Source organism: Gammaproteobacteria bacterium (assembly GCA_036381015.1).
Lineage (GTDB): Bacteria > Pseudomonadota > Gammaproteobacteria > Steroidobacterales > Rariloculaceae > ZC4RG20.
Genome location: DASVDR010000015.1, coordinates 142032 through 161239, shown reverse-complemented (window position 1 = coordinate 161239; position 19208 = coordinate 142032). Strand labels below are relative to the sequence as shown.

The window sequence follows — 19208 nt, the reverse complement described above, 5'->3', positions numbered from 1 at the left end:
CCATGCCGACGGCGTTCGGGCGGTCAGCTCGGCGTGCCGTGGACGTCCGCGCGGCGTATTTCCGCGCACCGGAATGGCTACAATGGCGCGCGGCCGGCGGCTCGCTGCCGCTGCCTGTCGAGTACCGGTGCCGCGCCGCCGAAGCGCGATCGCGGCCGCACCGGCTGGAGGTCCCGACGGCCGTTGCCGTCGGGCTACACGTTTGAGCGCGCGGGCCGGCGGGAGATCATGACGCCCGCGGTCCCCGGCGGGAAATGAGCAAAGAGTGAGCTCGTCGCGGAAACGTCCCTCACGCACGAGGCGCACGTCGCGCAAGCCGCGGCGCCGCTCGCGCGCGCGCCGGCGCCGCGGCTTCAGATGGATCGGCGCGCTCGCGGCAATCTTCGCGCTCGCGGTCGTCGGCTTCGGGGCGTACGCCGTGTACGTCGGCTACGACGTGAGCCGCGAGTTCGAAGCGCGCCGGTGGGACGTGCCCGCGCAAGTCTACGCGACGCCGCTCGAGATCTATCCCGGAAGGCGCCTCTCGCGGGACGCGTTCGTCGTCGAGCTGCGGCGTCTCGGGTACCGCGAGGACGACCCGAGCGACGGACCGGGCCGCTATCGGCTGCGCGGCGGCACGGTCGAGATGACGACGCGGGCGTACCGCTACGCCGGCGAGACGCAGCCTTCGCAGTCCGTCTCGATCGCGTTTGCGGGCGGCCGCGTGGCGGCGCTCGAGAGTGCGGCCGGCGGCGCGCTGCCGCTCGTGCGGCTCGAGCCCCTTTTGATCGGCAGCGTCTTCCCCGCGCACGGCGAGGACCGGCTGATCCTCGCGCCCGAGGAGGTGCCTCCGTTGCTGATCGAGGCGCTGAAGGCGGTCGAGGACCGCCGTTTCGAGGAGCACCACGGCATCGACTTCCGCGCGGTGCTGCGCGCCATCCTCGTCAATCTCCAGGCCGGCGAGATCCGTCAGGGCGCGAGCACGCTCACTCAGCAGCTCGTCCGCAGCTACTTTCTCGGCAACGCGCGCACCTGGGAGCGCAAGCTGCGCGAGGCGATCATGGCGGTCGCGCTCGAGCTGCACTACGACAAAGCCGAGCTGATGCAGGCCTACATCAACGAGGTGTATCTCGCGCAGGACGGCAGCCGGGCGATACACGGGTTCGGCCTCGGCAGCCAGTTCTATTTCGGCAAGCCGCTCGCGGAGCTCGAGCTCCACGAGCTCGCGCTGCTCGTCGCGCAGGTGCGCGGGCCGACCTACTACAACCCGCGGCGCTATCCCGAGCGAGCGCTCGCGCGGCGTAATCTCGTCCTCGACATCATGGCCGAGCAGCAGCTGATCACCGCGGAGGAGGCGCAGCGCGCCGAGGCGCGTGAGCTCGACGTGCTGCCCGATGCGGGGCGGAGCGCGAGCTACTACGCCGCGTTTCTCGATCTCGTCCGCCGCGAGCTCTCGGCGGATTATCCGCGCGAAGAGCTCGAGCGACGCGGGCTCCAGGTGTTGACGACGCTCGACCCGGCCGTCCAGGCCGCGGCCGAGAGCGCGCTCATCCGCGAGCTCGACGCGCTCGACGCCGGGCGCGGAGAAGACGCGGTCCCGCTGGAAGGCGCGGTCGTCGTCACGAATCCGCACAATGCCGAGGTCCTGGCGGTCGTCGGCAGCCGCAAGTCCGGCTTCGACGGCTTCAACCGGGCGCTCGACGCGCGCCGTCAGATCGGCTCGCTGATCAAGCCGGCGGTCTATCTCGCCGCGCTCGAGAGCGGCCGCTACTCGCTCGCGTCGCTCGTCGACGATGCGCCGATCGAGATCGAGCTCGAGGACGGAAGGCGCTGGTCGCCGCACAACTTCGAGGAGCAGGCGCACGGCGAAGTGCCGCTCGTGCGTGCGCTCGCCGAGTCCTTCAACATGGCGACCGTGCGCCTCGGCGTGGACATAGGAGTCGAGGCGGTAGCGGAGCTCCTCGTGCGGCTCGGCCTCCCCGAGGCCCCGCGGCCGTACCCTTCGCTGCTGCTCGGTGCGCTCGATTTGACGCCGCTCGAGGTCGCGCAGATCTACAACAGCTTCGCGAACGGCGGGTTTCGCGTGCCGCTGCGCGCCGTGCGCGCGGTCGTCAGCGAAGACGGAGAGCGGGTGCAGCGCTATCCGCTCGAGATCACCGAGAGCGCCGATGCGGCGCAGGTCTACGCGCTGAACCAGGCGCTCGTGGCGGTGATGGAGCGCGGCACCGGAGCCGGCGCGCGCGAGCGGCTGATCGCGGACGTGACCGTTGCCGGCAAGACCGGCACGTCGGACGATCTGCGCGACAGCTGGTTCGCGGGGTTCACGAGCGACCGGCTCGTCGTTACGTGGGTCGGCAACGACGCGAATCTTCCGACCGGCCTGACCGGCGCGGCCGGCGCGGCCCGTGTGTGGACGAGCGTGCTGAACGGCATCGACACCGTGTCCTACGAGCCGCCTCCGCCGCCCGACGCCGAGCTCGTTTGGATCGACTACTACACGGGCTTCGCGACCGATCCCCGCTGTCCCGGCGCCGTGCGGCTCGCGGTGCCGCTCGAGATGCAGCCGCCGGAAGCGCGAGACTGCGGCAGCCGGAAGCCGAGGATCGGCTCCGGGATCCGGCGCTTTCTGCGGCGGACGTTGAACTGACATCCAAACGTGCCGCATTCCGGCACGCGACGAGGTTCCAGAATGATCAAGCTTCGATCGATCGACACGGGCGCCCCCGCACGGATGCCGCCGGCGCTGTTGCTCTCCCTCGCGCTCGCGCTCGGCGGATGCGCCGCGCCGTACACGCTGCCGGACCCGGCGGCTCGGTCGCCGCAGCCCGCGCAAGGCTCGTCCTCCGCCCGCGATCGAGATTCCGCGACCGGGTTTCCGGGCCGCGACGACCGGGGCTCGGCGGACGCAGGCGTCGAGACGGGTTCCGGGCGGGGGTCCGCGGACGCGCCACCGGCGGCGACGTCCGCGAGCATGGCGCTGCTCGAGCAAAGCCGCAGCGAGCGCGCGGCGGGAAGCTACACGGCGGCGGCGTCGTCGATCGAGCGGGCGCTGCGAATCGATCCGGGCAACGCACTGCTCTGGCTCGAGCTCGGCGAGGTGAAGCTTGCCGACGGCGACCCACAGCAGGCGCAGATGATGGCGCGCAAGGCGTTGACGCTCGCGGGACGCGATGCCGAGATCGCCGCGCGCGCCGAGCGGCTGATCGACCGCGCGGCGCGCTGCGGCTCGGCGGGCTGCTGACGCCCGGCGCTCGGGCAAAGCGCGTCCCGGCGGGACCGCTTCGCAAGCGAACGGCCGTGCGCAGCCGGTATCGGAGGTCACGCTCGCCGACGGCGGGGCTTTCGCGTTCGCGCCCGGCCCGCTGCTGAGCATGCGCCGCGCACGCTTCGCGAAGGATCCCGTCATCGACCGCGCGTTGCGGCACTCGGTCCGCGACGGCATGGCCTTCTCGGTGGCGGCGGGCGGAGGCGAGACTTATTTCTCGGCTTTCGCGCTGTTCCTGCGCGCCACGGCCCCCGAGGTCGCGCTGCTGACGACGCTGCCGCCGCTCGTCGGCTCTCTGGCGCAGATCTTCTCCGCGTGGGCGGGGCAGTTCGTGAGCCGCAAGCGCCTCGTGCTGACCGGCGCGGCCGTGCAAGCCCTCACATGGCTGCCGATTCTCGCGTTGCCGTACGCGCTGCCCGAGCACGCGGTCGTCGTGCTGCTCGCGCTCTTCGTGATCTATCAGGGCGGCGGCAACTTCGCCGCGCCGCAATGGACGAGCATCATGCGCGATCTCGTCTCCGACCGCCGCCGCGGCCGCTATTTCGGTTATCGCACACGCCGCACGACGATCACTTCGTTCGTCTCGCTCGTCGTCTGCGGCATGATCCTGCACGCGTTCGACGCGGCCGGCGCGACCTACGCGGGCTTCGCCGTCGTGTTCACGATCGCGTTCGCCGCGCGGGTCGTTTCCGTTTACCACCTGACGTATCTGCACGAGCCGGCGCCGCCGGCGACGACCCTCGACGTGCACATCACGCATTGGTGGCAGACCGTGCGGGAGAGCGGCGCGATCGGCTTCACCGCGTACTTCATCCTGATGAACTTCGCGGTCGGCATCTCGGCGCCGTTCTTCGCGGTCTACATGCTGCGCGATCTCGAGTTCTCGTACCTCGAGTTCATGGCGACGACCGGCGCGAGCGTGTTCGTGCAGTTTCTGACGCTCAATCGCTGGGGGCGCATCGCCGACGTCTACGGCAACCGAGCGATCATGATCATCACGAGCATGGCCCTGCCGGTAGTGCCGTTGCTGTGGCTCGTGTCCGGCGACTTCTTCTATCTGCTCGCGGTGCAGTGCGTCTCCGGGCTCACCTGGGCAGGCTTCACGCTGAGCGCGGGGAACCTTCTCTACGACCTCGTGCCGCGCAGCCGCCGTGCGGCGTACGTCGCGTTCCACAACGTCGGCAATGCCGGGTGCGTGTTTCTCGGCGCGATGCTCGGCGCCGCGCTCGCGCCGGCGCTCGCTCCGCGCGAGCCGTTGCTCGGCGGCGTCGCGAATCCGAGCAATCTGCTGTATCTCTTCGCGTTGTCGGGCATCGTGCGCGCCGTGCTCGCGCTCGCCTTCGTGCGCGACATCCGCGAGCTGCGCAAACCGCGACGCGCGATCTCCGCGCCCGCGCTGGTGCTGCGCGTCACCGGCTTCAACGCAATGCTCGGGCTGATCTACGAGTTCATCGGCCGGGCTCCGTCCGCCGCCGACCCGAAAAAGGTGCCCCCGAAAAAGGTGTCAGACACCTTTTCCGACTCGAAAAAGGTGTCAGACACCTTTTTCGGCGCGCCCGGGAACGAGGGGGCCGGCGGGGCGCGCAAGGGCGTCTGACGCGCCGGGGCGTTGGATCGGCCCGCGACGGCGCATGTCCGGCACCGAACACGGCGCGGTGCCCGGCCCCATGCATGTCTGCACGCGACGCAGCCGGTGGCTTCGGGCGCGAGGCTGAGCTATGGTTCACGCCTCTTGTTGTGGGTATTGGAGGGAGAATATGCGCGGCCGTCGTTTCGGTCCTGTCGTCGTCCTCTCGATGTGCGCGATGGCTATCGCGCCCGTTCATAATGCGGCATACGCCGGCGTCATCACCACGGAGCAGTACCTCGACGTCGTCGACCGCCAACAGGCGCTCGATCGGATCGACGCCGTGCTCGCGCGGGAGGAGGTACAGCACGAGCTGAAGCGGCTCGGAGTGGACCCGGCCGAGGCGGCCAAGCGCGTCGCGGCGCTCACGGACTCCGAGCTCGCGCTGCTCGCCGACAATATGGAAAGTTTGCCCGCCGGCGGTGACCTGCTCGGCGTCATCGGCGTCGTCTTCATCGTCCTGCTGATTCTCGAGCTCGTCGGCGTCACGAACGTCTTCAACAAGATCTAGCCGTTCGACGGCCTACGATGGCGCGCGGCGGCCGGCTCACCGTCCGCGGGGCTGCCCGATCACCGTCGCGCGCGGCCGCCGCAAGCGCTCGACGAAGCGCGGCGGCCGCGCTCGCGGCAACGCTGCTCGCCGGATGCGCGGCCGCCCCGCGCTTCGACGCGAGCGCGGTTCCCGCGGTCGAGCTCACCGACGTGCCGTTCTTCCCGCAGACGGACTATCAGTGCGGGCCGGCCGCGCTCGCCACGATCCTCGCGGACCAGGGGCTTGCCGTCGACGCCGAGGATCTCGTGCCGGCCGTCTACGTCGAGGGACTCCGCGGGAGCCTGCAGCCGGAGCTCCTCGCGGCGACGCGCCGATACGGTCTCGTGCCTTACGCGATCGAGCCCGACCCGACGGCCCTCTTTGCCGAGCTGGAGTCCGGCCGGCCCGTGCTCGTGCTGCAGAATCTCGGTTTCGACCGCTTCCCCGTCTGGCACTATGCCGTCGTGATCGGCTACGACGCGGAGCGCGAACGCGTGCTGCTTCGCTCCGGCACGGAGCGGCGGCGCGGCGAGCCTCTCCGGCGCTTTCTGCGCAGCTGGATGAAGGCGGACCGGTGGGGCTTCGTGGCCGCCGATCCCCGCGAGCCGCCGTCGACGGCCGAGCCCGTGAGCTGGATTCGCGCGCTCTCCGGGGCGGCGCCGCTGCTCGAGCCCGCCGCCGTCGATGCCGCGTTCGAGGCCGCCGTCGACCGCTGGCCGGGGAACGAGGTCGTCTTGTTCGCCGCGGCCGAGCGGGATGCGGCGGCCGGCCGACTCGACGAGGCGGCGAGCGGCTACGAGGCGCTGATCGCGCTCGCTCCCGATCACGTCGCCGCGCGCAACAACCTCGCGAACGTCCTCGCCGAGCGCGGCTGCCGCGCCGCCGCGCTGCGCGAGGCGCGGGCGGCGCTCGCGCTCACGAAGCCCGACGGCCCCCTTCGGGCTGCCGTCGAGGACACGGTAAACACGTTGACGGCCGCGGCCGCGAGCGGAGCGGGCGAGGCACCCGGCGCGTGCGTGCACTGACGCGCGGCCCGGCGCCTAGGTGCGCCGGCCAGGCTGGGCCTGGCGAGCGCTGACCGCTGCCCTGCCGCCCGCGTGCGCCGACCGGCTCCTCGGCTACGGCGTGCCGCCGCCCAGCCGCAGGCGCGTGACGCCGCCCTGGCCGGCAAACTCGCGGTTGTCCTCGCAGACGTATTCGAGGATCTCGTAGCCCGGCATCCGTTTGTACGCGAACGTGAACGTCCAGGGCTCCGTGAGGTACTCCGGATCCTCGATCGTGATCTCGTCCCAGAGTATCTCCGGCGTGACGAGATGGATCTCTTCCGAGATCCGCATCTCCGGACTGTGCGGAACGTCCCGAAAGCGGACGTAGTCCTTGATGCCGATCGTGTCGACGAAGAGCGTGCCCGACTCCCACCGGCCGACGGAGTGGCCAAAAAACCCGAGCTCGATATCAGTCAGGTCGGCCTGCCCCTTGTCGAGATAGATGCGGCGGATCTGGTTGTAGGCTTCCTGCACGATCGTGACCTGCCCCGGGCTTTGCAGGAACTCGAACGGAAACGGCCCCGACATCATCGACGGCATGCCGTCCGGCAGACAGTACGTATAGCCGGTGGCGAGAGGCTGCCCGCGCGCGGATGCCGCCCGGGCTTCCGCCTGCCGCTTCTGCCACGCCTCCAGGTGCTCGGGCTTCAGCGGCGGCGCGGCCTCGCGCGGCGGCGTGCCCGGCTCGCCCGCGCGGCCGCGATAACGCTCCCATGCGCCGCTGATGTTCGGCACGCCCGGCGCGAGCTCGGGAATCGTCTGCGCGCTCGCGACGCCGGCACCGGCGAGGACGGCGCCTGCGGCGAGCACGGCGCCGGCACAGGCCAACGAAGCGCGCGCAAGGCGGCGAGCGCGAAGCGGCGAGCGAGAAAAGCGGTTCCGATGCGAGATCATGCTGCGGTGTTCCCCCGTTGGGCTCGAATGGAGCGGCGGCGACCGCGCCGGAGGCGCGGCTCCGGCCTTCGATTCACGGCGTGCGTTCGTACGTGTCGATTGCGGGAACGGGCGGCACGAGCGTGCGCCCGTCCGGCACCTTGAGCTCGAGCAGCAGGCCGCCCGGCTCGCCGGTCAAAAGAGGCGCGACGATCGCGGTAACGTGGTCGCCCGACTTCACGTCGGACGAGCGCCAGCCCGCGCGCCGAAGCATGTTGATGCTCGTCAGCTCGATCGTGAAGTGCTTCATGCCCTCCGGAGCGCCCTTCGTGACGTCGATCTCGAGATAGCCGTGCGGATTCGTCCACTGGAACGAGGTGACGTCGCCTTCGAGCGTATAGGTGCGCGTGTGATCGAAGATCGCGAAGGAGTGATGCGCCGATGCGCCGCCGGCGAAAAGGAGCACCGCCACGCCGGCCCCGGTCCCCACCACAGATCTGATAGTCATGCATCCTCCCTCAACCAGTGTGCCCCCCAAACGAGGCTTGCCGGACCCGGTGAATGGCGCCCGAGCCTCAGTTGTAGGTATTTGCGGGGCGCGATACCCGCGTAGGGTATACGGCGATCCGCTCGCGATCCATCATCGCCCGGGCATAAATGGAATCACCGCGGGGAATAACGCCGACGGCGCGCCGCGGGCCGGCGGGGAATGACGCCGGCGGCGCGCCGCGTTGCGCGCTGGAACGGCGACGAAGGCGCCGGGATCGCCCGGCCCGATCAGCCGGCGGCGGCCGCCCGGTAGTCCTGACCCAGCACGACGCCGGAGCGGCCGACGGCGGACAGCACCGCCTGAAGCGTTGCGACCGCGCTGTCCTCGTCGATGCAGCAGGCGGCGCTCTGCCCCACGCCGACCGTCACGACCACCGATGCGAGCGCCTGCGCGTCCGTGCCGGCCTGAAGGGCATGCTCCTCGAACGCGACGACCGCGACGCGCTCGTCGAGCCTCCGCGCGAGCCCGTCCATCAACGCCTCGACGAGGCCCTGACCTTCGCCCGTGAGCTCGACGTCGCCGCCGGGCGCCGCGATGCGGAAGTGTCCGATCGTGCGCTGCTTCTCCGATCGCGAATCGTAACCATGAAGGCGCCAGCCCTCCGGCACGGCCGCGAGCTCCGATTCGAACAGCGCGCGCACGCGATCCGACGGCACCTCCTGCCCGGTCCGATCGGCCTCGCGCTGCACGATCGCGCTCAAGAACGGGTGCATCCATTTCGGCAGCGCGATGCCGTGATCGCGCTCGAGCACGTGCGCGACGCCGCCCTTGCCCGACTGGCTGTTGATGCGCACGACCTCCTCGTAGCGGCGCCCGAGGTCGCGCGGGTCGATCGGCAGATACGCGACCTCCCAGTACGTCCGCTTGTGCTCGCGATGGAACGCGAGAGACTTGCGGATCGCGTCCTGGTGGCTGCCGGAGAACGCCGCGTAGACGAGCTGCCCGGCCCACGGATGCCGCGGGTGCACCGGCATGGACGTGCAGCGCTTGTAGGTCTCGACGATGCCCGCCATGTCCGACAGGTCGAGCCGCGGGTCGACGCCTTGCGCGTACAGGTTCATCGCCATCGTCACGATGTCCATGTTCCCGGTACGCTCGCCGTTGCCGAACAGCGTTCCCTCGACGCGATCGGCGCCCGCCATGAGCCCGAGCTCGCCGGCCGCCACGGCGCAGCCGCGATCGTTGTGCGTGTGCAGGCTGATGCGGATGCGGTCGCGGTACTTCACGTGCCGGCAGAAGTACTCGATCTGATCGGCGAACACGTTCGGCGTCGTCATCTCGACCGTGGCGGGCAGATTCAAGATCACGGCCTGGCCGCGATCCGGCCGCCAAACATCGAGCACCGCGTTGCAGACCTCGACCGCATAGTCGGGCTCGGTGCCGGAGAAGCTCTCGGGCGAGTACTGGAAAGTCCAATGCGTGCCGGGGCGACGCTCGGCCTCCTCCTTGACCCAGCGTGCGCCGTTCACGGCGATGCCGATGATCTCCTCGCGGCTCGCGCCGAACACCTGCTCGCGCTGCACCGGCGACGTCGAGTTGTAGACGTGCACGATCGCGCGCTCGACGCCTTCGAGCGCCTCGAACGTGCGCTGGATCAGGTTTTGCCGCGCCTGAGTCAGCACCTGCACCGTCACGTGCGGCGGTATCCGCCGCTCGTCGATCAGACGCCGCGTGAACTCGAGCTCCGTCTGCGAAGCGGACGGGAAGCCGATCTCGATCTCCTTGAAGCCGATCGCGACCAGGCGGTCGAAGAGCTCGAGCTTCTGCTCGACGGACATCGGCGCGACGAGCGCCTGGTTGCCGTCGCGCAGGTCGACGCTGCACCAGTCCGGCGCGGCCGTGATCGTCTTGTCCGGCCACGTGCGGTCGGTGAGCACGATCGGCCGATACGGCCGATACTTGCGCGCATCGTACGAGCGCTCGGCGAGGGGCCAGTCGTCCTTCGCCCGCTCGGCCGCGCCCTCGATGCGGCCACCCGGCGCCTCGTTGCCCTTTCGCTCGTGCTCGTACGTCATCGTTCTCTCCCTGCCTACGGTCGCGGCACGGCCGCCCGCCCCGCGGCCCGCCCGACCGCAGCAAAACGGGCCGGCGGGCATGCGAAACATTCTATGCCATTCTTCCGGGCATTTTCGCCTTTTATCGGCCGCAATTTCGTGGAACGGCGCAATTTCGTGCTAATCTCCCTGCCCACTCCGAGAGATTCTTTCATGCCGATCAAGCTCGACGCCTACGACCTGAAGATTCTCGAGCAGCTTCAGACCGACGGCGGGCTCACGAATCAGGAGATTGCCGAGCGCGTCGGCCTGTCGCCGTCGCCGTGCTCGCGCCGGATCAAGCAGCTCGAGGACGCGGGGGTCATCAGCCGGCGTGTCGTGCGGCTCTCGCAGAAGGCGCTCGGGCTCGATCTCACGGTACTGCTGCACATTCGGATGGACCGACACACGCCCGAGCGCTTCGAGCAGTTCGAGGCCGTGGTGCGGCAGTATCCTGAGGTGCAGGAGTGCTATCTGATCACCGGGCAGGAAGCCGACTATCAGCTGAAGATCGTCGTGCCGACGATGGAGGAGTATCAGGACTTTCTGCTGAACAAGATCACGCGGATCGACGGCGTGATCGGCGTGCACTCGTCCTTCGTGCTGCGCAAGCCGATCGACACGACCGCATTGCCGCTCACGTACTCGCGCTGACGGAGGCCCGCTCGGCATGCCGCTCGAATTCTCGGACTTCGGCGCGCGCTTCAGCCGCCGCACCGGCGCGCTCGAGCTCATGGACGACCTCGGCCGGGCGATGGCCGGCGGGGAGGACGTCTCCCTGCTCGGCGGCGGGAACCCGGCGAAGATTCCCGAGATGCTGCAGCTGCTCGGGCGGCGCCTCGCGGAGATCGCTGCCGATCCGCGCTCGCTCGAGCGCATGGTCGCGAACTACGCGCACCCGGCCGGCGACATCGAGTTTCGCCGCGCGCTCGCCCGGCTGCTGCGGCGCGAGCACGGCTGGCCGCTGACCGAAGCCAACATCGCGGTCACGGCCGGAAGTCAGGCCGCCTTCTTCCTCCTGTTCAACCTCTTCGCCGGGCGCCGCGCCGACGGCCGTGTGCGCAAGCTGCTTCTTCCGATGACGCCGGAGTACGTGGGCTACGCCGACGTCGGCCTCGACCCCGATCTCGTCACGGCCCGCAGGCCCGCGATCGACGAGCTGCCCGGCAACACGTTCAAGTATCGGGTCGACTTCGATAGCCTGACCGTCGACGACGACGTCGCGGCCGTCTGTGTTTCCCGGCCGTCGAATCCCACCGGCAACGTGCTCACCGGCGACGAGCTCGCGCGGCTGTCGCGTCTTTGCGCCGACGCCGGCGTGCCGCTGATCCTCGATAACGCGTACGGCCTGCCGTTTCCCGGCATCGTGTTCACGGACGCCGCGCCGATCTGGGACGAGAACATCGTGCTCTGTTTGAGCCTGTCGAAGCTCGGCCTGCCCGGCGTCAGAACCGGAATCGTCGTCGCGCGCGAGGAGGTGATCGACGCGCTCACGAACGCCACGGCCGTGCTGAATCTCGCGGTCGGCAGCGTGGGTCCGGTGATCGTTCAACCCTGGATCGAGAGCGGCGAGATCACCGCAATCTCGCGACGCTCGGTAATGCCGTACTATCGGGAGAAGGCGCTGCGCACACGAGAGCGGCTCGAGCGCGAGCTCGCCGGTGTGCCGTTCAGGATCCACGTGCCGGAGGGCGGCTTTTTCCTGTGGCTCTGGCTGCCCGGGCTGCCGATCACGAGCGCGGAGCTCTACAGGCGGCTGAAGGCGGCCGGGGTGCTCGTGCTGTCCGGCCACTACTTCTTTCCCGGCCTCGCGGAGCCGTGGCGGCATCGCGACGAGTGCGTGCGCATCTCGTTCGCCCAGGACGACGAGGTCGTCGCGCGCGGCATCCGAGTCCTCGTGAGGGAAGTGCGCGCCGCTTTCGTCGGTTGACGGCCGCCGCGCCGGCCCCTGGCGCCGGCGAACGCGCCGAGCGGAGTGGAGCATGGAGCCCCAGAGTGCAAGCGCCGTGCTGATGATTCGGCCGAGGCATTTCGCCGGCAACGCCGAGACGTTCGACTCGAACCGCTTCCAGGCGCCGCCCGCGGACCGCCCGGAGATCGCGAAGCGCGCACGCGCCGAGCTCGACGCGCTCGCGGCCGCGCTCGACCGCGCCGGCGTCGCGGTGCACGTGCTCGACGGGCGCGAGACGCCGCGCTGCCCCGACGAGGTGTTCCCGAACAACTGGCTCAGCACGCATCACGACGGCACGCTCGTGCTGTATCCGATGATGGCGCCGAGCCGCCGGCTCGAGCGCCGGGCCGACGTCGTGCAGACGCTCGGCGCGCTCGGCTACGCCGTGCACCGAGTCGTCGATCTCACCGAGCTCGAGTCGCGCGGCCTCTTCCTCGAAGGCACCGGCAGTCTCGTCCTCGACCGCCCGGGCCGCGTCGCCTATGCGTGCCTCTCGCCGCGCACGTCGCGCGAAGCCGTCGATCTCTTCGCCGACCGGCTCGGATACGAAACGCGGGTGTTCGACGCGCGCGACCGCGCGGGCCGCCCGATCTATCACACGAACGTGCTGATGTCCGTCGGCACCTCGTTCGCGATCGTCTGCGCCGAGGCGATACGTAATCCCGGCGAGCGGCGCGCCGTGCTCGACGGCCTGCGTTCGAGCGGCAGAGCCGTGATCGAGATCGGCTTCGATCAGCTGCACGCGTTCGCCGGCAATCTGCTCGAGCTTCGCGGCACGCGCGGCCCCGTGATCGCGCTTTCCGCTCGCGCTTGCGAAGCGCTCGGCGATGCCGGGCGGCGCGCGCTCGGCGCGCACGGCGAGCTCGTCCCGGCCGGGATCGCGACGATCGAAACCTACGGCGGCGGCAGCGTGCGCTGCATGTTGGCCGAGGTGCACTTGCCCGGCGTCAGTCCGGCGCCCGCTCCCTCGCGCTCGAGTAGACGATGACGGCGTCGAGGTTCGTGCGGTCGAGCCCCGAAACCTCGTAGAGAACCTCGAACGACGGCGCGGGACCGATCGCCGGCTTGCCCACGGTCTTCTCGAGCGCCGCGAGATGCTCTGCATCGGTGATGGCGTAGGCCGTCTGCATGAGCCCCGCGTCGCGCGTTCCGGCGACGATCATGAACTGCATACCGCCCGGCCCGGGGAACGTGGAGAACAGGCCGTAGTCCCGGTAGTTCCGATGGATCGACGGCATGCCGCCCTCGCTCAGGTAGAGCTTGCCCGTGTCGCGCTCGATCAGCTCGTCGTAGGTCTCGCCGACGGCGAGGCCGGAGGCCCCGAAGACGAAGTCGTAAAGCTTGTCGAGCGCGCTCACGTAGCCGATGTAGATCACGTGATTCGAGCGCAAATCGGCGGCGTCGAGCTCCGACATCGACGCGACGCTCACCGCCTTCCCGGCGGTGAACAGCACGCGCAGCACGTCGCGCAGCGCGAACGCGGCGCCGCGCGGCAGATAAGTGAGATCGAGGTCGATGTAGCGGCTCGCGATATCGGGCTCGAACATGATGAACTCGTCGAGATCGCGGCTCGAATTGATCGAGAAGTTGCGGATCAGGCGGTCGACGTTCCCGGTCTCGTCCATCTCGCCGAAGATGTAGTAGTCGCCGACGACGATCAGCGCGGGCGTGGAATCGTCGAGCACGGCCCGCCAGAGATCGGTGTCGGCGACGCCGTCGATCGGCGTGACGACTTCGCGCTCCGCCGCGGACCAGCCGATCAGCGCGCCGACGCCGAGAGCAACGACCGCCGCGGCCGCAGCCCACGCGACCGTGCGGCGGCGGCCCCGCTCGCGCGGGACTTCGCGCCCTGCCTGCTCCCCGGCGGGCTGCGCTTCCTCGGGCTCGATGGGTGCGACGACCACCCGGTACTCCCCTTTCGGGATGACGATTCTCGCGGGCTCCTCGCGACCGGCCGTGGCGTAGTAGTTCTCGAGCTTCTGGCGCAGATGATGCGCGTACACGCGCACCATCGAATCCTGGCCCGGATCGAAGTCGGCGCCGCGGTTGAAGACCGTGGTGGCGATTTCGTGCTCCTTCGGCGTGCGGCCTTCGAGCGAGCAGGCCACGAGAAACTCGAGGAGCCGTGCATAGGAGCGGGACCGGCCGAGCGCGCCGCTCGCCGCGATCTTCGCCGCCTGCTCGCGGATCAGCTCGTGCTCCTGTGTCGAAACCGCCATTTTTGCGCTCGATGCCGGCAATGCACCGGTGGACTTACCGAGGTCTGAATACGACACTAGCCAATCTTTAACCGTTAATAAACGCCGTGCAACTCAGCGCGGCCTTAAGAAAAGTCGACCGCGGCGCCGACCGGAATCGCGCGGGGCGCCGGCAGGCCCGGCCGGCCCCGGGGACCTCCTCCGCTGCAGCGCAGTCGCGACAGTCACGAAACCACGGCCGCCCCGCGCTCCAGGACCCAGAACGCGGAGACCGAGCCGATTCCGTAAGCCGCCGCGCGCGGCCACCACTCCGGCGCCGGCCACGGGCCGCGCCGCCAGACGCACGCGAGGCCCAGCACGGCGGCGATGAACAGGAGCTGCCCGATCTCGACGCCGACGTTGAAGAACAAGAGCGCGAGCGGCACCGCGTGCTGCGGCAGCCCGATCTCCGCGAGGGCGCCGGCGAAGCCGAAGCCGTGCAGCAGGCCGAAGCAGAACGCGACGATCCAGGGGAAGCGGAAAGTCAGATCCTCGTCGCCCGTGCGTGACCCGGACCGGCGCGCGAGCTCGGTGGCGAGAAACAGGATGCTGAGCGCGATCGTCGCCTCGACGGGCGCGGACGGGACGTTCGCGAGCCCGAGAGACGCCGCGCCGAGCGTGATGCTGTGCGCGATCGTGAACGCGGTCACCGTCGCCACGAGCCGCTTCACGCCGCGCACGATCAGAAGCAGCGCGAGCACGAAGAGCAGATGGTCGATTCCGAGCAGAATGTGCTCGACGCCGAGCGCGAGATAGGTCGAGATCACGGTCATCGGCCCCGGCCGCTCCGGCACCACGATGCTCGGCGCTTCGGGCACGAGGCGATGCGTGAACGACGTGCCGTCGGCGAACGCGACGCGCACGAGCACGTCGGTCTGCGTGGCCGGCAAGCCCTCCACCGCGAGCGTACGCCCGGTGAGCCCGTCCGCGCACTCGATCGCGCCGTGCTGGAGACGCGCGTCGTCGACGAGGTAGGTGCGGACCGCGTCTCGCAGCGAGCAGCCGGCCGGAATCTGCGGCACGAGCACGTCGGCGAGGCCGCCCGGCACGGAAACCTTCCACTCGACGTCGAAGACGCCCGGCTGCGACTCCGTGAGCCCGAGATAGGCGGGGCTCAGCCGGTGCGCGGACGCGGGGGTCGCGAGAAGCGCGGGCAGCGCGAGGACGAGGCAGGCGAGCCGCGCTCCCCGCGTCACTCGATCCCCTCCGGCCACTCGATCACGACGTCGTAGCGCGCCCTCATGCGCGCGTACTCCTGCTCGTTGCGCGCCGCGCGCTTCTCGGCCGCGTAGATCTCGCGCACCTGCTCGCGCGCCTCCTCGAACGGCGGCAACCGGGCGGGAAGCCGCTCGACGAGGCGTACGAGATGCAGGCCGAAGTCCGACCGGTACGGGCCGGTCCAGCCGCCGGGCGTCATCGTGAAAAGCGCGTTAGTCATCTCCTCGCCGAACAGCACCGACACGCGGTCGCGGCCGGCCTGCTCGAAGCGCAGCTCGAGCGGCGTGCGATCGCCGACGCCGGCGGGATCCGCGCCGCCGCGCAGCGCGTCGAGCGCCTCGGCGACGTCGCGCTCCAGCGCGTCTCCGCGCTGACTCGGGCTGAAGAACACCTGATCGAAGGTCACGCGCTCGGGGATCGTGAAGCGCGCCGGCGACGAGGCGTAGAACTCGCGCAGCGCTTCGTCCGACGGAGGCTCCGGGTCCGCGAGATTCTGCGTGAGGTACTGCATCTTCTCGATCAGACGGCGTCTCACCTCGTCGTCGTTCTCGTCGAGCCCGAGCGCGAGGGCCTCGCGATAGAAGACCTCGTCGCGGATCGTCGGCTCCAGCATCTCGAGCAGCTCGTCGCGCGTCGGCGGACGCCTTTGCATGACCTCGGCCGCGGCCCGCAGGCGCTCGACCTCCGCGGCGCTCACGACGATGCGCTCGGGCGCCTCGCCGTCGCCGCCCCGAAGGGCCGAGATCGCGAAGAGGGCGGCCCCGATCGCGAGGAAATGCAGCAGCGGATCCTTCAGCAGCTTCAGCATGATTCAGGCGGCGCGGCGATACACGCGATCGTCGTGTGACGGCGAGAACGTCCACGATGCGCGCCGCGGCGGGAGTTCTTCGTCGGTTTCGCTCGCGGCGTTCCGCGCCCTCCCCGGCGGTCGGCACGACTCACCTCTGCGGGGGACGCCGCACCCGCGCCCGGCGGGGCATTATCGGCCGCCGCGGAAGCGGCGGACAAGGCCGGGCGGCGCTCCGGCGGGGAGGGTGAGCCGGAGCGCCGCCCGTAAAGGCCGCGACGCCGGTCGCGTCAGGACCGGTCGAGCGCGACGAATCGCTGCCCGTCGCCGCGGCGCACCAACATCAGGATGTCCGAGCCGTCGTCGCGGGCGTTGCGCAGCGCGTCGGCGGCGTCGGCGGCCGACGTGACGGCGCGGCCATTGACCTCGACGATCACGTCGCCGGCGCGAAGCCCCTCCTCCGCCGCCGGGCTGCCGGGCACCACGCCGACGATGAGCGCACCCTCGACGTCCTCGGAGATGCCGAGCCGTGCCCGCTCGTCATCGGTCAGCGGGGCGAGCTGGAGCCCGAGGCTGCCCTGGCCGCCGGGACCGGCGCCGGGCGCGGACGCGACCGTATCGGCGCGTTCCCCGAGCTCGACCTCGATCGTGCGCGTCGCGCCGTCGCGCACGATCTCGACGGAGACCGTCTCGCCGGGATCCGCGGCGGCGACCGCGAGGCTCAAGTCTCGCGGCGAAGCGATGTCGCGGTCGCCGAAGCGCGTGACGACGTCGCCGGCCTCGAGGCCCGCCCGCGCGGCCGGCGTGTCGTCGAGCACCTCGGCAATGAGCGCCCCTTTCGCCTCTTCCAGCCCGAGCGACTCCGCGAGATCGGGATCGAGCGTCTGGAGCTGCACGCCGAGCCAGCCCCGCTCGACCGTGCCGTCGGCCCGAAGCTGCGCGACGACCGACGCCGCCTGGTTCGACGGGATCGCGAAACCGATGCCGACGTTGCCGCCGTTCGGCGAGAAGATCGCGGTGCTGACGCCGATCACCTCGCCGGCCGCATTGAACACGGGCCCGCCGGAATTGCCGCGGTTGATCGGTGCATCGATCTGCAAGTAGTCGTCGTACGGGCCCGATTCGATGTCACGGCCGCGGGCGGAGACGATGCCGGCCGTCGCCGTCCCGCCGAGGCCGAACGGATTGCCGATCGCGAGCACCCATTCGCCGACCCGCACCGCGTCGGAATCCGCGAAGGTGACGAACGGCAGCGGTTCGTCCGTCTCGACGCGGAGCAGCGCGAGATCGGTCAACGGATCGTCGCCGACGACCGTCGCCTCGAGCTGCCGGCCGTCGTGGAACGTGACCGTGATCTCGTCCGCGTCGCTGATCACGTGGTGATTCGTCACGATGTATCCGTCCGCGTCGATCACGAAGCCCGAGCCCGCGCCCTGCACGCGCGGGGCGGGCGGCAATCCCGGCGCGTTCGGCGGCTCGAAGAAGCGCTCGAAGAAGTCCTCGAACGGGGTGCCCCGGAACGGCGCCTCCTCCGGCGGCCGCGCGCGGAAGCGGTTGACGGCGGGCATCCAGCGCGCCGTCTTCGTCACCGAGATGTTGACGACGGCCGGGCTCGCCCGCTCGACGACGTCCGCGAACGACGGCGCGTTGAGATCGGCGGTGGCCGGACGCTCCTGCGCCACGGCGGCCGAGAACGGCACGGGCCCGAAGTCGACCGCAGCGCCGCCCGCGAGCGCGCCGGCGACGACGCCGGCGAGCGGCCAGGCCCAGCGCCTGGTGCGAATGCTCGGTTCGGTCATGACGTATCCTCCATATACGACTGCGAGCGCAGCGCTCGATGCGGGAACGTTAAGCCCCGGCGCCTTAACGCGGGCTCACCGGAACCCTACGAATTTGTCATCCGCGGGGTCGACCATGAACGATCGTTAATGCGCCGTTCAGCTCCGCCCAAGTAGGGTTGGAGGAACATTCCAGCCATTGGAGGGTCTATTTGACCGTGCCAGGAGGTGAAGAGAGATGAAGACGTTGATCGCGACGGCACTGATGGCCGTGGCGGCGACTGCGTACGGCGCCAAGGCGCCCGTGGAGATCGAGCAGCACGACTTCCCGCTCGTCACGAGCCTCGAGCCCGTGGACAGCATTCCGGCCTTGACACGCTTGCACAGCTGGAACGTGGTCGACGACGACACGTTGATTCTGTGGGCCACGCCGTTCAAGCCGTATCTCGTGGAGCTCTCCTTCCCGAGCCCGGACCTGCGATTCGCATGGGCCATCGGCGTGACGTCGTTCGGCAGCCGCATCCATGCGCGGTTCGACTCGGTGCGGATCGACGGATTCAATTACCCGATCCGCGAGATTTACGAGCTGAGCCGTGAGCAAGCCGAGGCGTTCACCGAACGCTCGTGACGCCGCCCGAGCGTGCGCATTCTGATCATAGAGGACGACAAGGACGTCGCCTCTTTCGTCCGGAAGGGGCTGTCGGAGGCGGGCTGGAACGTCGATCATGCCGCGAACGGCAAGGACGGCCTGTTCCTCGCCGCCACGGAGCGCTATGACGCGCTGATCGTCGACCGGATGCTGCCCGGCGTCGACGGGCTCACCGTCATTCGAACGCTGCGGGCGTCGAACAACACGACGCCCGCGCTCGTTCTGAGCGCGCTCGGTGAAGTCGACGACCGCGTCGAAGGCCTGCGCGCCGGCGGCGACGACTACCTCGTGAAGCCCTTCGCGTTCACCGAGCTGATGGCACGTCTCGAGGCCTTGCTGCGGCGCTCCGCGTCGTCGGGAACGGCGCCGCCGACCGTGCTCGAGGTCGGCGACCTGAAGATGGACCTGCTGCGCCGCGAGGTGCACCGCGCCGGCAGGAAGATCGAGCTTCAGCCGCGCGAGTTCCAGCTCCTCGAGTTCCTGATGCGGCACGCCGGCCAGGTCGTGACCCGGACGATGCTGCTCGAGGGCGTCTGGGACTATCATTTCGACCCCCAAACCAACGTGATCGACGTGCACGTGAGCCGGCTGCGCTCGAAGATCGACCGCGACTTTCCCACGCCGCTGCTGCACACGGTGCGCGGCGCGGGCTACCGGCTCGACGCGGCGGGCTGAGACGCGCG

The 19208-nt window shown here is 70.0% G+C and carries 17 protein-coding genes; 10 read left to right on the top strand and 7 right to left on the bottom strand.

The window, feature by feature from the left end; translation table 11 throughout:
• Nucleotides 1-265 precede the first annotated feature (265 nt).
• The 5 genes from mrcB (at nt 266) to VF329_06685 (ending at nt 6428) form a co-directional block, all read left to right on the top strand.
• The gene (mrcB, locus tag VF329_06705; protein ID HEX7080686.1) at nt 266-2626 is read left to right on the top strand and encodes a penicillin-binding protein 1B; all 2361 of its coding nucleotides are present in this window, start codon (nt 266-268) and stop codon (nt 2624-2626) included.
• Nucleotides 2627-2668: 42 nt separating this feature from the next.
• Nucleotides 2669-3220, top strand: a complete 552-nt coding sequence (locus tag VF329_06700; GenBank protein ID HEX7080685.1) for a tetratricopeptide repeat protein — start codon at nt 2669-2671, stop codon at nt 3218-3220.
• 130 nt (nt 3221-3350) lie between these two features.
• Entirely contained in the window at nt 3351-4841 is a 1491-nt protein-coding gene (locus VF329_06695; protein ID HEX7080684.1) for an MFS transporter, read from the top strand.
• Nucleotides 4842-4962: 121 nt separating this feature from the next.
• Nucleotides 4963-5382, top strand: coding sequence for a PA2779 family protein (locus VF329_06690; protein HEX7080683.1), 420 nt, complete (start codon nt 4963-4965; stop codon nt 5380-5382).
• 17 nt (nt 5383-5399) lie between these two features.
• The gene (locus VF329_06685) at nt 5400-6428 is read left to right on the top strand and encodes a PA2778 family cysteine peptidase (GenBank protein ID HEX7080682.1); all 1029 of its coding nucleotides are present in this window, start codon (nt 5400-5402) and stop codon (nt 6426-6428) included.
• Between the two features lie 93 nt (nt 6429-6521).
• Here VF329_06685 and VF329_06680 read toward each other — a convergent pair whose 3' ends face one another.
• From VF329_06680 to VF329_06670, 3 genes are all read right to left on the bottom strand, one after another.
• A complete protein-coding gene (locus VF329_06680; GenBank protein ID HEX7080681.1) occupies nt 6522-7343 on the bottom strand; it encodes a hypothetical protein in 822 nt (273 codons plus the stop codon).
• Between the two features lie 73 nt (nt 7344-7416).
• On the bottom strand, nt 7417-7830 hold the full coding sequence (locus VF329_06675) for a DUF6152 family protein (protein HEX7080680.1): 414 nt from the start codon (nt 7828-7830) through the stop codon (nt 7417-7419).
• 269 nt (nt 7831-8099) lie between these two features.
• Nucleotides 8100-9887 carry a 2-isopropylmalate synthase gene (locus VF329_06670; GenBank protein ID HEX7080679.1) on the bottom strand — a complete coding sequence of 596 codons (1788 nt, stop codon included), beginning with the start codon at nt 9885-9887 and terminating at the stop codon, nt 8100-8102.
• A gap of 192 nt (nt 9888-10079) precedes the next feature.
• On the opposite strand from VF329_06670, the gene VF329_06665 reads away from it, so the two are divergent.
• From VF329_06665 to VF329_06655, 3 genes are read left to right on the top strand one after another with little or no spacing between them, the layout of a single operon-like run.
• Nucleotides 10080-10559 (top strand): Lrp/AsnC family transcriptional regulator, encoded by a 480-nt coding sequence (locus VF329_06665; GenBank protein HEX7080678.1) that lies wholly within the window; start codon nt 10080-10082, stop codon nt 10557-10559.
• 16 nt (nt 10560-10575) lie between these two features.
• Entirely contained in the window at nt 10576-11835 is a 1260-nt protein-coding gene (locus tag VF329_06660; protein ID HEX7080677.1) for a valine--pyruvate transaminase, read from the top strand.
• A gap of 52 nt (nt 11836-11887) precedes the next feature.
• On the top strand, nt 11888-12844 hold the full coding sequence (locus tag VF329_06655; protein ID HEX7080676.1) for an arginine deiminase-related protein: 957 nt from the start codon (nt 11888-11890) through the stop codon (nt 12842-12844).
• On the opposite strand, the gene VF329_06650 is transcribed toward VF329_06655, so the two are convergent.
• The 4 genes from VF329_06650 to VF329_06635 all read right to left on the bottom strand — a co-directional run bounded on the left by VF329_06650 (nt 12804) and on the right by VF329_06635 (nt 17897).
• A complete protein-coding gene (locus VF329_06650; GenBank protein ID HEX7080675.1) occupies nt 12804-14075 on the bottom strand; it encodes a hypothetical protein in 1272 nt (423 codons plus the stop codon). The two genes, VF329_06655 and VF329_06650, sit on opposite strands and share 41 nt — an antisense overlap.
• A gap of 203 nt (nt 14076-14278) precedes the next feature.
• Nucleotides 14279-15289, bottom strand: coding sequence for a HupE/UreJ family protein (locus VF329_06645; GenBank protein ID HEX7080674.1), 1011 nt, complete (start codon nt 15287-15289; stop codon nt 14279-14281).
• A complete protein-coding gene (locus VF329_06640) occupies nt 15286-16119 on the bottom strand; it encodes a peptidylprolyl isomerase (GenBank protein ID HEX7080673.1) in 834 nt (277 codons plus the stop codon). The genes VF329_06645 and VF329_06640 overlap by 4 nt, the downstream gene beginning before the upstream one ends.
• 269 nt (nt 16120-16388) lie before the next feature.
• On the bottom strand, nt 16389-17897 hold the full coding sequence (locus VF329_06635; protein ID HEX7080672.1) for a DegQ family serine endoprotease: 1509 nt from the start codon (nt 17895-17897) through the stop codon (nt 16389-16391).
• Nucleotides 17898-18114: 217 nt separating this feature from the next.
• On the opposite strand from VF329_06635, the gene VF329_06630 reads away from it, so the two are divergent.
• A complete protein-coding gene (locus VF329_06630; GenBank protein HEX7080671.1) occupies nt 18115-18504 on the top strand; it encodes a DUF6491 family protein in 390 nt (129 codons plus the stop codon).
• A gap of 12 nt (nt 18505-18516) precedes the next feature.
• Complete coding sequence (locus VF329_06625; protein ID HEX7080670.1) at nt 18517-19200, top strand: response regulator transcription factor; 684 nt, start codon at nt 18517-18519, stop codon at nt 19198-19200.
• The last annotated feature ends 8 nt before the right edge of the window (nt 19201-19208 follow it).

Coding starts and splice junctions, on each gene's coding strand:
- VF329_06700 (HEX7080685.1), top strand. CDS start 2,669: ATGATCAAGCTTCGATCGATCGACACGGGCGCCCCCGCACGGATGCCG.
- VF329_06695 (HEX7080684.1), top strand. CDS start 3,351: ATGCGCCGCGCACGCTTCGCGAAGGATCCCGTCATCGACCGCGCGTTG.
- VF329_06690 (HEX7080683.1), top strand. CDS start 4,963: ATGGTTCACGCCTCTTGTTGTGGGTATTGGAGGGAGAATATGCGCGGC.
- VF329_06685 (HEX7080682.1), top strand. CDS start 5,400: ATGGCGCGCGGCGGCCGGCTCACCGTCCGCGGGGCTGCCCGATCACCG.
- VF329_06680 (HEX7080681.1), bottom strand. CDS start 7,343: ATGATCTCGCATCGGAACCGCTTTTCTCGCTCGCCGCTTCGCGCTCGC.
- VF329_06675 (HEX7080680.1), bottom strand. CDS start 7,830: ATGACTATCAGATCTGTGGTGGGGACCGGGGCCGGCGTGGCGGTGCTC.
- VF329_06670 (HEX7080679.1), bottom strand. CDS start 9,887: ATGACGTACGAGCACGAGCGAAAGGGCAACGAGGCGCCGGGTGGCCGC.
- VF329_06665 (HEX7080678.1), top strand. CDS start 10,080: ATGCCGATCAAGCTCGACGCCTACGACCTGAAGATTCTCGAGCAGCTT.
- VF329_06660 (HEX7080677.1), top strand. CDS start 10,576: ATGCCGCTCGAATTCTCGGACTTCGGCGCGCGCTTCAGCCGCCGCACC.
- VF329_06655 (HEX7080676.1), top strand. CDS start 11,888: ATGGAGCCCCAGAGTGCAAGCGCCGTGCTGATGATTCGGCCGAGGCAT.
- VF329_06650 (HEX7080675.1), bottom strand. CDS start 14,075: ATGGCGGTTTCGACACAGGAGCACGAGCTGATCCGCGAGCAGGCGGCG.
- VF329_06640 (HEX7080673.1), bottom strand. CDS start 16,119: ATGCTGAAGCTGCTGAAGGATCCGCTGCTGCATTTCCTCGCGATCGGG.
- VF329_06635 (HEX7080672.1), bottom strand. CDS start 17,897: ATGACCGAACCGAGCATTCGCACCAGGCGCTGGGCCTGGCCGCTCGCC.
- VF329_06630 (HEX7080671.1), top strand. CDS start 18,115: ATGAAGACGTTGATCGCGACGGCACTGATGGCCGTGGCGGCGACTGCG.